At 70.6% G+C, this 14,721-nt stretch carries 12 protein-coding genes; 11 read left to right on the top strand and 1 reads right to left on the bottom strand.

Annotated features, from left to right (window positions below):
- The first annotated feature begins 27 nt into the window (after window positions 1-27).
- From ftsW to LCH29_RS10690, 9 genes are all read left to right on the top strand, one after another.
- Window positions 28-1,650: a putative lipid II flippase FtsW gene (gene ftsW, locus LCH29_RS10650; protein WP_446461452.1), complete on the top strand. Its 1,623-nt coding sequence runs from the start codon at window positions 28-30 to the stop codon at window positions 1,648-1,650.
- A 6-nt stretch (window positions 1,651-1,656) separates the two neighbouring features.
- Window positions 1,657-2,751, top strand: a complete 1,095-nt coding sequence (murG, locus tag LCH29_RS10655) for an undecaprenyldiphospho-muramoylpentapeptide beta-N-acetylglucosaminyltransferase (protein ID WP_123106667.1) — start codon at window positions 1,657-1,659, stop codon at window positions 2,749-2,751.
- Between the two features lie 13 nt (window positions 2,752-2,764).
- On the top strand, window positions 2,765-3,562 hold the full coding sequence (locus LCH29_RS10660; RefSeq protein ID WP_446461453.1) for a cell division protein FtsQ/DivIB: 798 nt from the start codon (window positions 2,765-2,767) through the stop codon (window positions 3,560-3,562).
- A gap of 277 nt (window positions 3,563-3,839) precedes the next feature.
- Window positions 3,840-5,075 carry a cell division protein FtsZ gene (ftsZ, locus tag LCH29_RS10665; RefSeq protein ID WP_446461454.1) on the top strand — a complete coding sequence of 412 codons (1,236 nt, stop codon included), beginning with the start codon at window positions 3,840-3,842 and terminating at the stop codon, window positions 5,073-5,075.
- Window positions 5,076-5,118: 43 nt separating this feature from the next.
- The gene (gene pgeF, locus LCH29_RS10670; protein ID WP_446461455.1) at window positions 5,119-5,850 is read left to right on the top strand and encodes a peptidoglycan editing factor PgeF; all 732 of its coding nucleotides are present in this window, start codon (window positions 5,119-5,121) and stop codon (window positions 5,848-5,850) included.
- Between the two features lie 3 nt (window positions 5,851-5,853).
- Window positions 5,854-6,573 (top strand): YggS family pyridoxal phosphate-dependent enzyme, encoded by a 720-nt coding sequence (locus LCH29_RS10675; RefSeq protein WP_446461456.1) that lies wholly within the window; start codon window positions 5,854-5,856, stop codon window positions 6,571-6,573.
- Between the two features lie 123 nt (window positions 6,574-6,696).
- The gene (locus tag LCH29_RS10680) at window positions 6,697-7,311 is read left to right on the top strand and encodes a cell division protein SepF (protein ID WP_446461457.1); all 615 of its coding nucleotides are present in this window, start codon (window positions 6,697-6,699) and stop codon (window positions 7,309-7,311) included.
- Window positions 7,312-7,384: 73 nt separating this feature from the next.
- Window positions 7,385-7,681, top strand: a complete 297-nt coding sequence (locus tag LCH29_RS10685; RefSeq protein ID WP_009718667.1) for a YggT family protein — start codon at window positions 7,385-7,387, stop codon at window positions 7,679-7,681.
- A 49-nt stretch (window positions 7,682-7,730) separates the two neighbouring features.
- Entirely contained in the window at window positions 7,731-8,924 is a 1,194-nt protein-coding gene (locus LCH29_RS10690; RefSeq protein ID WP_446461458.1) for a DivIVA domain-containing protein, read from the top strand.
- Between the two features lie 619 nt (window positions 8,925-9,543).
- Here the strand turns inward: LCH29_RS10690 and ileS are convergent.
- Window positions 9,544-12,675: an isoleucine--tRNA ligase gene (gene ileS, locus LCH29_RS10695; protein ID WP_446461459.1), complete on the bottom strand. Its 3,132-nt coding sequence runs from the start codon at window positions 12,673-12,675 to the stop codon at window positions 9,544-9,546.
- A 592-nt stretch (window positions 12,676-13,267) separates the two neighbouring features.
- On the opposite strand from ileS, the gene LCH29_RS10700 reads away from it, so the two are divergent.
- Together LCH29_RS10700 and LCH29_RS10705 are read left to right on the top strand one after the other, a co-directional pair.
- Window positions 13,268-14,062, top strand: coding sequence for a TraR/DksA family transcriptional regulator (locus LCH29_RS10700; RefSeq protein ID WP_446461460.1), 795 nt, complete (start codon window positions 13,268-13,270; stop codon window positions 14,060-14,062).
- Window positions 14,063-14,133: 71 nt separating this feature from the next.
- The gene (locus tag LCH29_RS10705) at window positions 14,134-14,715 is read left to right on the top strand and encodes a signal peptidase II (RefSeq protein ID WP_446461461.1); all 582 of its coding nucleotides are present in this window, start codon (window positions 14,134-14,136) and stop codon (window positions 14,713-14,715) included.
- The last annotated feature ends 6 nt before the right edge of the window (window positions 14,716-14,721 follow it).

Consider the following 14,721-nt stretch of genomic DNA (forward strand, 5'->3'; position numbering starts at 1 on the left):
GCGCGGAGAACCTGGAGGGGATTCGACATGACGCCTGACCAGCCCGCCGCGCCGCGGTCCCGGCAGGCCGGAGCAGCCACCGGCCGCCCCGGGCCGCGGGCGGGCGGCGCCGCGCGGCCCCGGCCCGCCGCGCGGGGCGGGGAGCGGTCCGCGGCGCCCGCCCGGCCGCCGGGCGGCCGCGGCAAGGCCCCGGCCGCGCCCCTCGGGGACAAGGGCAAGGCGGACCAGGGCAAGGCGGACCAGGGCAGGACGGGCAGGGCCAGGGCGGACAAGGCCAGGGCCGACGAGGCCGCTGCGGCCAGGGCCGCGGCCGGAAAGGGCCGCCCGAGCCCGCCGAGGGCCCCCCGCCGCCCGGTGATCCGTAGGCCCCGCCGTCCCTCCAAGGGCAGCGTGCTGGACGCGCTGCGGGGCGCACAGCAGCGCGCCAAGAAGGCCTGGGACCGGCCGCTCACCGCGTACTACCTGATCCTCGGCGGCGCCGCGCTGATCACCGTGCTGGGTCTGGTGATGGTCTACTCCGCCTCCCAGATCAAGGCCCTCCAGTCGGGCCTCGCGCCCTCGTACTTCTTCCGCAAACAGCTCTTCGCGGCGGCGCTCGGCGCCGCGCTGATGCTGCTGGCCGTGCGCATGCCGATCAAGCTGCACCGCGCCTTCGCCTATCCGCTGCTGGCCGCCTCGGTCTTTCTGATGTGCCTGGTCCAGGTGCCGGGGATAGGGATTTCGGTCAACGGCAACCAGAACTGGATCTCCTTCGGCGGCCCGTTCATGCTCCAGCCGAGCGAGTTCGGCAAGCTCGCCCTCGTCCTGTGGGGCGCCGACCTGCTGGCCCGCAAGCAGGACAAGCGGCTGCTCACGCAGTGGAAGCACCTTCTGGTGCCACTCGTCCCGGCGGCGGCCCTGCTGCTCGGGATGATCATGCTCGGCGGCGACATGGGCACCGCGATCATCCTCACGGCGATCCTTTTCGGCCTGCTTTGGCTGGCGGGCGCCCCCACCCGGCTCTTCGCCGGGGTGCTCGCCTTCGCCGGAGTGATCGGCATCCTGCTGATCAAGACCAGCGCCAACCGGATGTCCCGGCTCGCCTGCATCGGCGCCACCGAGCCCGGAGCCAACGATCAGTGCTGGCAGGCGGTGCATGGGATCTATGCTCTGGCCAATGGCGGATGGTTCGGTTCCGGACTCGGCGCATCCATGGAAAAATGGGGTGAACTCCCCGAACCGCACACCGACTTCATCTTCGCCATTACCGGGGAGGAACTCGGCCTGGCGGGGACGCTGTCGGTGCTCGTCCTCTTCGCGGCTCTAGGCTATGCGGGTATCCGCGTGGCCGGACGCACGGAGGACCCCTTCGTGAGGTACGCCGCGGGAGGCGTGACCACCTGGATCACGGCCCAGGCCGTGATCAACATCGGTGCGGTGCTCGGTCTGCTGCCGATCGCCGGGGTTCCGCTCCCGCTGTTCTCCTACGGAGGGTCCGCCCTGCTGCCGACCATGTTCGCCGTAGGTCTGCTGATCGCCTTCGCACGGGCCGAGCCCGCTGCACGGGCGGCACTGGCCATGCGGCAGCCTGCTTTGCGGAAGAAGCTGGCTCGGGTGAGACGGAAGACGATGAGACGGCGCGTCAAGGAACGGCCGTCCGGAGAGCGGTGAATTTCGGTGCATGTCGTACTCGCCGGTGGGGGGACCGCCGGCCACATCGAGCCCGCGCTCGCCCTCGCGGACGCCCTGCGAAGGCAGGATCCGACCGTGGGGATCACGGCGCTCGGCACGGAGCGCGGGCTGGAGACCCGGCTCGTGCCAGAGCGCGGCTATGAACTCGGGCTGATCCCCGCCGTTCCGCTGCCACGCAAACCCACACCCGAGCTGATCACCGTCCCCGGGCGGCTGCGCGGCACCATCAAGGCCGCCGAGCAGATCCTTGAGCGCACCAAGGCCGACTGCGTGGTCGGCTTCGGCGGCTATGTGGCCCTGCCCGGCTATCTGGCCGCCAAGCGGCTGGGCGTGCCGATCATCGTCCACGAGGCCAATGCCCGGCCCGGTCTCGCCAACAAGATCGGCTCCCGCTACGCCACGTCCGTCGGGGTCTCCACCCCGGACAGCAAGCTCCGCGGCGCCCGCTACGTGGGCATCCCGCTGCGCCGCTCCATCGCCACCCTGGACCGGGCCGCGGTCCGCCCCGAGGCGCGCGCGGCCTTCGGCCTCGACCCCAACCTGCCGACCCTGCTGGTCTCCGGCGGTTCGCAGGGCGCGCGCCGGCTGAACGAGGTGGTCCAGCGGGTCGCCCCGTTCCTCCAGCGGGCCGGAATCCAGGTCCTGCACGCGGTCGGCCCGAAAAACGAACTGCCGCATGTGGACAACATGCCCGGAATGCCGCCCTATATCCCGGTACCGTACGTGGACCGGATGGACCTCGCGTACGCCGCGGCCGACATGATGCTCTGCCGCGCGGGCGCGATGACCGTCGCCGAGCTGTCCGCCGTCGGGCTGCCGGCCGCCTACGTCCCGCTGCCCATCGGCAACGGCGAGCAGCGGCTCAACGCCCAGCCGTTGGTCAAGGCGGGCGGCGGACTGCTGGTCGACGACGCCGAACTGACGCCCGAATGGGTGCAGAGCAATGTGCTCCCGGTGCTCGGCGACCCGCACCGGCTGTACGAGATGTCGCGGCGCGCCGCCGAGTTCGGCCGCCGGGACGCCGACGAGCTGCTGGTCGGCATGGTGTACGAGGCAATCGCGGCACGCCGCCAGGCGTGAGAAGGCAGGGAGCGTGGCCGGACCGACGACCGCCGAGAGCGGTGCCCGCAGGACGTCGCCGTCCGGCCCGCCCCCGCGCATCTTCGCGGCGCGGCGCAGGTTCCGCCTGCCCCGCCGCCGCACCCTGGTGATCGCCGCCGTGGTCGCGGCCCTGCTGGGCGGCGGGACCGGCTGGCTGCTGTACGGGTCGAGCTGGCTGCGCGCCGAGCGGGTGACGGTCACCGGCGAGGACGTGCTCACCCCGGACGAGGTCCGCGAGGCCGCGGACGTTCCGCTGAACACCCCCCTCGTCGCCGTGGACACCGGCGCGATCGGGGAGCGGCTGCGCGACCGGCTGCCACGGATAGCGAAAGTGGACGTATCCCGGTCATGGCCGCACACCATCAGTCTTGATGTGACGGAACGCAAGGCCGAAGTGATTGTCGAAGAGGGCGGGAAGTTCCGCGAAGTGGACGCCCATGGCGTGCGGTTCTCCCGTCTGGCCAAGCGGCCGAAGGGCGTTCCCCTGCTTGAAATGGAGCCGGACCGGTCGCCGAGTTCACGCCATTTCGGCCCGGCGCGGTTGCGGCGCGAGGCCGCCGGGGTAGTCGCCGGGCTCCCGGCGAAGGTCCGTGCGGACATGCGCTCGGTCCGGGTCCGCTCGTACGACTCGATCACCCTGGAGCTGTCACGGAGCCGTACGGTTGCGTGGGGGAGCGATGAGCGCGGAGCCGCGAAGGCGAAGGCGCTCACGGCGCTCATGAAAGCGCGGCCCGACGCCGGTCACTTCGACGTCAGCGCGCCGAGCGCGCCTGCGGTGTCCCGCAGTTGACGGGGATACCAGCAGGCCAGCACCCTGGTTGGCTAGCCCACTGGGTGATCACATAGGGTGAAAAGAAAAGCGGGAGGTTCGGCGTGTTCATTGAACGCGCGCCACTTGTCGACTTAGTGTCCTGTTCCGAAGACTCCGGGAAACAGAGGCACTGGTAACCCTAAACTTCAGCGTTAGGGTTGGGGTCGGCAATCGGAACCGTCCCATTCGGCATCAGTCGGCGCACCGCGACAACAGCGGGGTGGCGACACGTAACTCGAGGCGAGAGGCCTTCGACGTGGCAGCACCGCAGAACTACCTCGCAGTCATCAAGGTCGTCGGCATCGGCGGCGGTGGCGTGAATGCCATCAACCGGATGATCGAGGTCGGGCTCAAGGGCGTCGAGTTCATCGCGATCAACACCGATGCGCAGGCCCTGCTGATGAGTGACGCGGACGTCAAGCTCGACGTCGGCCGCGAGCTCACCCGTGGACTGGGCGCCGGCGCCAACCCCGATGTCGGCCGCAAGGCCGCCGAGGACCACCGCGAGGAGATCGAGGAGGTCCTCAAGGGGGCCGACATGGTCTTCGTGACCGCGGGCGAGGGCGGCGGCACAGGCACCGGCGGCGCGCCCGTCGTCGCCAACATCGCCCGGTCGCTGGGCGCACTGACGATCGGTGTGGTCACCCGTCCGTTCACCTTCGAGGGCCGCCGCCGCGCCAATCAGGCGGAGGACGGCATCGCGGGTCTGCGCGACGAGGTCGACACCCTCATCGTCATTCCGAACGACCGGCTCCTGTCGATTTCCGACCGTCAGGTGAGCGTGCTCGACGCGTTCAAGTCGGCGGACCAGGTGCTGCTGTCGGGTGTTCAGGGCATCACCGACCTCATCACCACCCCCGGCCTGATCAACCTCGACTTCGCGGACGTCAAGTCCGTGATGTCCGAGGCGGGCTCGGCGCTCATGGGCATCGGCTCGGCGCGCGGCGACGACCGCGCGGTGGCCGCCGCCGAGATGGCGATCTCCTCGCCGCTGCTGGAGGCGTCGATCGACGGCGCCCGGGGCGTGCTGCTCTCCATCTCGGGCGGCTCCGACCTCGGTCTGTTCGAGATCAACGAGGCCGCCCAGCTGGTGAGCGAGGCCGCCCACCCCGAGGCCAACATCATCTTCGGCGCGGTGATCGACGACGCGCTCGGCGACGAGGTCCGGGTCACCGTCATCGCGGCGGGCTTCGACGGCGGCCAGCCCCCCGCGAAGAACCAGAACCGCGACAAGGTGCTGGGCTCGTACAACGGCGGCCGCGAGGAGAACACCGGCAGCCAGGCCCCCCGTCCGCCCGCCCAGGAAGCCGGCCGCCCGTCCTTCGGCGGCCTCGGCAGCGTCACTCCGCGTGAGGAGGAGCCCGCCCCGGAGCCCGCTCCGGTCGCCGAGGTCCCGCCGCCGCCCCCGGTGTCCACTCCGCAGGTCCCGCCGGCCCGTCCCTACCAGGACAGCCAGGCCGAGGAGCTGGACGTGCCGGACTTCCTGAAGTGAGCCCGCTGCCATGGCTCCACGGCGACCCTGAAGCGATCCCGCAGTGATAGCGCAACAGCACGACGCGAGCGGCGCGCACTTCGCCTTCACCGATCGGTGGGGCGGGGTGAGCGCCGCTCCGTATGACGAGCTCAACCTCGGCGGGGCGGTCGGCGACGACCCCCAGTCCGTACGGACCAACCGCGAACTGGCGGCCAAGGCGCTCGGCCTGGACCCGTCGTCCGTCGTCTGGATGAACCAGGTGCACGGCCGGGACGTGGCCGTGGTCGAGGGCCCCTGGACCACCGGTGAGATCCCCTGTGTGGACGCGGTGGTGACGTCGCGTCGGGGGCTCGCCCTCGCCGTCCTCACCGCCGACTGCACCCCGGTGCTGCTGGCCGACCCGGACGCCGGTGTCGCCGGTGCCGCGCACGCGGGACGGCCCGGGCTGGTCGCCGGGGTGGTCCCGGCGGTGGTCGAGGCGATGACGGCTCAGGGTGCCTCCCCGGCCCGGATCGTGGCCCGAAGCGGACCCTCCGTTTGCGGCCGGTGCTACGAGGTCCCCGCGGCGATGCGCACCGAGGTCGCCGCGACGGTGCCCGAGTCCTGGGCCGAGACCAGCTGGGGCACCCCGGCGGTGGACGTGGCGGCCGGAGTGCGGGCCCAACTCGCCCGCGCCGGTGTGGAGATGGATGGAGAATCTCACATCTGCACGCTGGAATCGGCGGACCACTTCTCGTACCGGCGCGACCGCACGACGGGGCGGCTCGCGAGCTATGTCTGGTTGGACGGCTGAGCTGTGACGGATCGCAAGACGGAACTGGCCGCGAACCTGGCACGGGTGGAGGAACGTATCTCTGCCGCCTGCGCCGCCGCCGGTCGCAAGCGCGAAGAGGTGACCCTGATCGTGGTCACCAAGACGTATCCGGCGAGCGACGTCCGTTTGCTCGCGGAACTCGGCGTCCGGCACGTCGCGGAGAACCGCGATCAGGAGGCCGCTCCCAAAGCTGCGGAATGCGCTGATCTGCCACTCATCTGGCATTTTGTCGGGCAATTGCAGACCAATAAGGTCCGTTCCGTATGTAGTTATGCCGATGTGGTGCAATCGGTTGATCGCAAGCGATTGGTCGACGCGCTCTCGGGTGCGGCCGTGGGGGCCGCGCGCGAGCTGGGTGTCCTGATTCAAGTGGCGCTCGACGTGGACTCCGGGGAGCGGGGGCAGCGCGGCGGGGTCGGTCCGGACGGAGTGGGCGCGCTGGCCGAGGCCGTGGTGGCGGCCGACGGTCTGCGGCTGGACGGCCTGATGACCGTGGCGCCGCTGGCCGGTCCCTACGCGGACCAGCCGCGGGCGGCCTTCGACCGGCTGATGGAAATCTCATCCGGCCTGCGCGTGGCTCATCCGGCTGCGAACATGGTCTCGGCGGGAATGAGCTCAGATCTGGAAGAAGCGGTTGCGGCGGGAGCGACACATGTGCGCGTCGGCACCGCGGTACTCGGAGTCCGCCCCAGGCTCCGGTAACGTCGCGAAGAAGTCGGACCACAGCAGAAAATATGGTCATTCCCGTCAAAAGACGGGCAGGCCACGTGGATCCAAGGCATCCGGTGGCGGAGCCGATCCACCACAGAGCGGAGGACGCAGAGAATGGCCGGCGCGATGCGCAAGATGGCGGTCTACCTCGGCCTCGTGGAGGACGATGGGTACGACGGCCGGGGGTTCGACCCCGACGACGAATTCGAGCCCGAGCCGGAGCCCGAGCGGGAGCGTCGGCGTCATTCGGCAGTGGAGACCGAACCGCGGCCGGAGAGGGGCGAATCTGTGCGAGTCGTCCACCCCCCCGCACAGCGCGAACCGGCTCCGCTTGCGACGGAAAGCAGACAACCCGCGCGAATTGCCCCCGTGGCGTCTATCACACCTGAACGTCAGAACTTGGAGAAGAACGCACCGGTGATCATGCCCAAGGTTGTGTCCGAGCGGGAGCCGTACCGCATCACCACACTGCACCCCCGGACCTACAACGAGGCCCGTACTATCGGGGAACACTTCCGCGAGGGCACCCCGGTGATCATGAATCTGACGGAGATGGACGACACGGACGCGAAGCGACTTGTCGACTTTGCCGCCGGACTCGTCTTCGGTCTCCATGGGAGCATTGAGCGAGTGACGCAGAAGGTGTTCCTGTTGTCTCCTGCTAACGTCGATGTCACGGCGGAGGACAAGGCCCGTATCGCAGAGGGCGGGTTCTTCAACCAGAGCTGAGACGCAACACGGCAACACCGAGTCATCCGAGGCCGCAAGGCCGCGTACGAAACAGGGGAGAGGGACGCGCGAGATGAGCATCGCACTACAGGTGATCTACATCGCGCTGTACTGCTTCCTGATCGTGCTGATCTTCCGGCTGGTGATGGACTATGTCTTCCAGTTCGCACGCTCGTGGCAACCCGGTAGGGCGATGGTGGTCATCCTCGAGGCCACCTACACTGTGACCGATCCGCCACTCAAGCTGCTGCGGCGGGTCATCCCGCCGTTGCGTCTCGGGGGTGTGGCGCTCGACCTGTCCTTCTTCGTGCTGATGATCATCGTCTGGATCCTGATCACCGTCGTGAGCAATTTTGCGAGCAGGGTGTGAACGATACGGTCTTGCCGATTGCCGACGACTACGTTGAGGTGAAGTAGAGATGCCGTTGACCCCCGAGGACGTGCGGAACAAGCAGTTCACGACCGTCCGCCTCCGAGAAGGCTATGACGAGGACGAGGTCGATGCCTTCCTCGACGAGGTCGAAGCCGAACTGACCCGGCTGCTGCGGGAGAACGAGGACCTGCGCGCCAAGCTGGCCGCAGCCACGCGGGCCGCCGCACAGAGTCAGCAGCAGCAAGGCATGCGTAAACCTCCGGAACAGCAGGAGCGACCCGGCGCCCCTGTCCCCGCCGCCATATCCGGACCGCCGCAGCAGCAGCAGCAGGGCCAGCCCGGCCCGCCGCAGCAGCAGCAACAGCAGCAGCAGCAGATGGGCGGCCCGCCCCAGCTTCCGGGCGGTGCCCCGCAGCTGCCGGCCGGTCCGATGGGCCAGAACGGGCCCGGCCCGATGGGTCAGGGCGGTCCCGGTGGCCCCGGCGGTCCTGGCGGTCCTGGCGGTCCCGGTCCGATGGGCCAGAACGGCCCGATGGGTCCCGGCGGACCCATGGGTGGCCCGATGGGCGGCCCCGGTGGTCCCGGCGGCCCGCAGCTGCCGCAGCCGGGTCAGGGCCCGGGCGGCGACAGCGCCGCGCGCGTGCTCTCGCTCGCGCAGCAGACCGCCGACCAGGCGATCGCGGAGGCCCGTTCCGAGGCCAACAAGATCGTCGGCGAGGCCCGCAGCCGCGCTGAGGGCCTGGAGCGTGACGCCCGCGCCAAGGCGGACGCGCTGGAGCGGGACGCGCAGGAGAAGCACCGTGTCGCGATGGGCTCCCTGGAGTCCGCTCGTGCCACGCTCGAGCGCAAGGTCGAGGACCTGCGCGGCTTCGAACGCGAGTACCGCACGCGGCTGAAGTCGTACCTGGAGAGCCAGCTGCGCCAGCTGGAGAACCAGTCCGACGACTCGCTGGCCCCGCCGCGGACCCCCGCGACCGCCTCGCTGCCGCCGTCCCCCTCGATGAGCGGGTCCATGGCTTCCTCGGGTGCCGGCTCGATGGGTGGCCACACGATGGGCGGCAACCAGTCGATGGGCGGCGGCCACAACCAGAACGGCGGCGCGCCGTCGTACGGTGGCCAGCAGCAGATGTCCCCCGCGATGACCCAGCCGATGGCACCGGTGCGGCCGCAGAGTCCGCAGCCGATGCAGCAGGCGCCGAGCCCGATGCGGGGCTTCCTCATCGACGAGGACGACAACTGACGCTGCGCGCGTCGGCGCGTCGTCTCGGCAATCACGAGGGCCGGGCCCGGGAGCTTCAAGCTCCCGGGCCCGGCCCTTTTGCCGTGCGGGTTCGGTGCGCCGGGGGCTCTTTCCCCTACCCGCCCCTCCCCGAACCCGGGGGCTCCGCCCCCGGACCCCCGGTCCGGGGCGCCGGACGGGCTGAAGTGCGAGTGCTCCGCAACGGGTTCCGGTCGTAGGCGCGGGCGGGGCCTCCGCCCCGCCGGGCGGCCGGGTGCTTGTGGGCTCGGTCGCGAAGCCCGGGCGAGCCGGTGCCAGCTCGGCTGGGCGCCGCCGGGCCGGAGGCCAGGGGGGCGGGGCGGAACCCTCTGTTCGGGAAGGGGCGGGCTGACAGCAGCCTGCCCGGGCCGGGGTCCGGGGCGGAGCCCAGGTTCGGGAAGGGGCGGGTAGGGGACAAACTCCCGGCTGGGGTTCGCCCTCCGATCGCCGCGCCTACGTCCGGTCGTGGTGCCCGGGCCCCATGTCGGTTGCCGCCTGGGGGCCGCGCGGCGTGCCGGTCGCGGCGCTCGGGCGGGCGTGCCGCAACCGGGGCCCGGGGTGGGCCCCGGTTGCGGGGAGGGGGCGAACCCCCGCTCGGGTGTTACGCCTTGCGGAGGCGGAAGGTGAGGCCCAGGGTGCCGTCCTCGAAGGGGGCGCCGTAGGCGGCGTCGGCCTCGCCGGGGGCGAAGTCCGTGGCGAGGACCTCGTCCGCGATCAGCCCCGCGTGGTCCGTGAGGGCCTGGCGGAGTTCCTCGTCGGCGGTCTCCCAGCGCAGGGCGATCCGGTCCGCGACGTCCAGCCCGCTGTTCTTACGGGCCTCCTGGATCAGCCGGATGGCATCCCGGGCCAGGCCCGCGCGCCGCAGCTCCGGGGTGATCTCCAGGTCGAGGGCGACCGTGGCGCCGGAGTCCGAGGCGACGGACCAGCCCTCCCGCGGGGTCTCGGTGATGATGACCTCGTCGGGGGAGAGGGCGACCGTCTCGCCGTCCACCACGACCGAGGCGGTCCCCTCGCGCAGCGCCACCGACAGCGCGGCCGCGTCGGCTTCCGCGATGGCCTTGGCGACCGGCTGGGTGCCCTTGCCGAAGCGCTTGCCCAGGGCACGGAAGTTGGCCTTGGCCGTGGTGTCGACCAGCGAGGCGCCGACCTCGTTCAGCGCGGCGAGCGAGGTGACGTTCAGCTCCTCCTCGATCTGGGTGCGCAGCTCGGGGCCCAGCTTCTCGAAGCCGGACGCGGCGACCAGCGCGCGCGACAGCGGCTGGCGGGTCTTCACGCCGGACTCGGCACGGGTGGCCCGGCCCAGCTCCACCAGGCGCCGTACGAGCGCCATCTGCGCCGACAGGGCCGGGTCGATCATGGCCTGGTCGGCCTCCGGCCAGGAGGTCAGGTGGACGGAGTCGGGGGCGTCCGGGGTCACGGGGACGACCAGGTCCTGCCAGACCCGCTCGGTGATGAACGGGACCAGCGGGGCCATCAGCCGGGTGACCGTCTCGATGACCTCGTGGAGGGTGCGCAGCGCGGCCGCGTCGCCCTGCCAGAAGCGGCGGCGCGAGCGGCGCACGTACCAGTTGGACAGGTCGTCCACGAACGCCGAGAGCAGCTTGCCGGCGCGCTGGGTGTCGTACGCCTCCATGGCCTGGGTGACCTGCTCGGTGAGCGTGCCCAGTTCGCCCAGCAGCCAGCGGTCCAGCATGGGGCGCTCGGCCCGGGCCGGGTCGGCGTCGGACGGCGCCCAGCCCGTGGTGCGGGCGTACAGGGCCTGGAAGGCGACCGTGTTCCAGTAGGTGAGCAGCGTCTTGCGCACGACCTCCTGGATGGTGCCGTGGCCCACTCGGCGGGCGGCCCACGGCGAACCGCCGGCGGCCATGAACCAGCGCACGGCGTCGGCGCCGTGCTGGTCCATGAGCGGGATCGGCTGAAGGATGTTGCCCAGGTGCTTGGACATCTTCCGGCCGTCCTCGGCCAGGATGTGACCGAGGCAGACCACGTTTTCATAGCTCGACCGATCGAAGACGAGCGTGCCGACCGCCATCAGCGTGTAGAACCAGCCGCGGGTCTGGTCGATGGCCTCGGAGATGAACTGCGCCGGGTAGCGCTTCTCGAAGACCTCCTTGTTGCGGTACGGGTAGCCCCATTGCGCGAACGGCATCGAACCCGAGTCGTACCAGGCGTCGATGACCTCCGGCACCCGCACGGCCTCCAGGGAGCAGCCGTCGGCGGGGCAGGCGAAGGTGATCTCGTCGATGTACGGGCGGTGCGGGTCGAGCCCGGTCTGGTCGGTGCCGGTCAGCTCGGACAGCTCGGTGAGCGAGCCGACACAGGTCAGGTGGTTCTCCTCACAGCGCCAGATGGGCAGCGGGGTGCCCCAGTAGCGATTGCGGGACAGGGCCCAGTCGATGTTGTTGTCGAGCCAGTCGCCGTAGCGGCCGTGCTTGACCGAGTCTGGGAACCAGTTGGTCTTCTCGTTCTCCCGCAGCAGCGCGTCCTTGATCGCGGTGGTGCGGATGTACCAGGACGGCTGGGGGTAGTAGATCAGCGGGGTGTGGCAGCGCCAGCAGTGCGGGTAGCTGTGCTCGTACGCCAGGTGCTTGAACAGCAGCCCGCGCTCGTCCATGTCGCGGACCAGCGCCTCGTCGGCCTTCTTGAAGAACTGGCCGCCGACGAGGTCCAGCTCCTCCTCGAAGGTGCCGTCCGTGCGGATCGGGTTGACGATCGGCACGCCGTAGGCGCGGCTGCTCTTGAAGTCCTCCTCACCGTAGGGCGCCTGGTGGACCAGTCCGGTGCCGTCCTCGGTGGTGACGTAGTCGGCGTTGACGACGAAGTGCGCGTCGGGGATCTCGACCAGCTCGAAGGGGCGCTGGTACGTCCAGCGCTCCATCTCCGCACCGGTGAAGCTCTGGCCCGTGGTCTGCCAGCCCTCGCCCAGCGCCTGCTCGACCAGCGACTCGGCGACGACCAGCTTCTCGTTGCCGTCCGTGGCGACCACATAGGTCACGTCGGGGTGGGCGGCGACGGTGAGGTTGGCGACCAGCGAGAACGGGGTGGTCGTCCAGGCCAGCAGGGACGCCTCGCCCGCCAGCGGGCCGGAGGTCAGCGGGAAGCGTACGTAGACCGAGGCGTCGACGACGGTCTCGTAGCCCTGCGCCAGCTCGTGGTCGGACAGCCCGGTGCCGCAGCGCGGGCACCAGGGGGCGACCCGGTGGTCCTGGACCAGCAGGCCCTTGGTGAAGATCTCCTTGAGCGACCACCACACCGACTCGACGTACTCGGGGTCCATCGTGCGGTAGGCGTCGTCCAGGTCGACCCAGTAGCCCATGCGCTGGGTCAGGTCGGCGAAGGCGTCGGTGTGCCGGGTCACCGACTCCCGGCACTTGGCGTTGAACTCGGCGATGCCGAACGCCTCGATGTCCTTCTTGCCGTTGAAGCCCATCTCCTTCTCGACCGCCAGCTCCACCGGCAGGCCGTGGCAGTCCCAGCCCGCCTTGCGGGCGACGTGGTAGCCGCGCATGGTGCGGAAGCGGGGGAAGACGTCCTTGAAGACGCGGGCCTCGATGTGGTGGGCGCCCGGCATGCCGTTCGCGGTCGGCGGGCCCTCGTAGAAGACCCACTCCGGCCGGCCCTCGGACTGCTCGAGGGTACGGGCGAAGATCTTGTTCTCCCGCCAGAAGTCGAGCACGGCGTGCTCGAGGGCGGGCAGGTCGACCTGGGCGGGCACCTGGCGGTACTGCGTCATCGGAACACGTCCTCCGGCGGATACGTCTCGTCGTTTCCGTCGGAGGGACGAGAGCCGTCAGCGCTCCCGCGGTACCACCCTCCTTGGCCGCGAGCAGTGCGCTCCCGGCCCCCTCATTAGGGTCGCGATGCCGGTTCTACTGGCCCTGTGCGGGTGTTCTTCCGGCGGCTCCGGGGTGATCCTTCGCATCGCGCTCGCCCCCGGGCTCACACCGTCCCCGGGTCGCTCGTGGCCGCCTACGACGCTACTCGTCCCCATCCACGCCTTTCGCTGCGCCCAGTGTACGGGGCCGGACGGACCGCGGCCGACCGCTTTTCCTCACTGCGCCGACCGGGGGACGGGCCGGTCCTGAGATGACCCGAATGCCGATACGCCGGGTGCTTCAGTCCGGGAGTCGTCGTACGTCACTCTCCGGTACCGGTTCCCGGCCGGATTACCGGGCGGCGGGTGGGGCACAACGGTGGAGACCGGGTTGTCGTACGGGCAAGCCGGGCGAATCGGGCGGCGTGCCCCGTTGCCGCGTGCCCGGAGTCGATTTATCGTTCCGGAACGATTCGCGAGCAAGATCACAATATGTGAAGGGGCCGCGGCCATGGTGGCGAGGAAGACCGCCGTGCAGAAGAGCACGGCGAAGGCGACGAAGGCCGCGTCCGCGAAGAAGAGCGCCTCGGCCGGCAAGGCCACATCGGCCGCCGCGCAGGACGAGAAGGTCACGAAGAAGGCGGCCGCCAGGACGGCGGCGGCCAAGAAGAGCGCGGCCAAGAAGAGCACCAAGGCCACCAAGACCACGAAGACCACGGTCAAGAAGGCCACGGCCAAGAAGACCGCGTCGGCCGCACCGGCCAAGAAGGCGGTGCCCGCGAAGAAGACGGGAGCCAGGAAAGTGGTTGCGAAGAAGACCCCGGGCGGTGCGCCGGCCGCCAAGCAGACCGCGCCGTCGTTCCCGCCGTCCGGCGTGCCCAAGGCCCGGGTCGCGAACGGGCCCGTCGACCCGGCTGAGCTGGCCGTACGCCCCGGTGAGGACCCCTGGTCGGCGGAGGAGGTGGACGAGGCGCGCGCCGAACTGCTGACCGAGGCCGGGCGGCTGCGCACCGAGATCCTCGCCTCCGAGGAGGCGATCACCGGGCTGATGCGCGACTCCGGCGACGGCGCGGGCGACGACCAGGCCGACACCGGGACCAAGAACATCACGCGCGAGCACGAGATGGCCCTCGCCGGGAACGCCCGCGAGATGCTGCTCCAGACCGAGCGCGCCCTGGAGCGGCTGGACGCCGGGACGTACGGCCTGTGCGAGAACTGCGGGAACGCGATCGGCAAGGCCCGGATGCAGGCGTTCCCGCGCGCCACGCTGTGTGTCGAGTGCAAACAGCGTCAGGAGCGCCGCTGACCGTCCGCACGCCTGTGCCGTACCCTCGTCTGAGCCAGGGGGAGACTGGCCCGGACGATGAGGGACACACGTTGACAGAGGCGGAGCAGGCCATCGGTACGCCAGACGCGGGGAAGGCCGAGGAGGGCGCCGGGACCAGCGCCGCCGGTGCCGCGTCCGGGGCCGGGAAGAGGCGGCGGATCGGGGTGCTGGTCGCGGTCGCCGCGTTCGCGTACCTCCTGGATCTGGTCAGCAAGCTGGCCGTGGTCGCGAAGCTGGAGCACCACGCTCCGGTCGAGGTGATCGGCACCTGGCTCCAGCTGGAGGTGATCCGCAACCGCGGCGCGGCCTTCGGTATGGGCGAGGCGATGACCATCGTCTTCACGGTGATCGCGGCCGCGGTGATCGTGGTCATCGCGCGGCTGGCCCGCAAGCTCTACAGCCTGCCGTGGGCCATCGCGCTCGGCATGCTCCTCGGCGGCGCCTTCGGCAACCTCACCGACCGGGTCTTCCGGGCGCCCGGCGACCTTCAGGGCGCGGTCGTGGACTTCATCGCACCCGCCCACTTCGCGGTCTTCAACCTCGCCGACTCGGCGATCGTGTGCGGCGGCTTCCTGATCGTGATCCTGTCGTTCCGCGGTCTGGACCCGGACGGCACGGTCCACAAGGACTGACACCCG

The sequence above is a fragment of the Streptomyces sp. BRA346 genome, assembly GCF_052851135.1.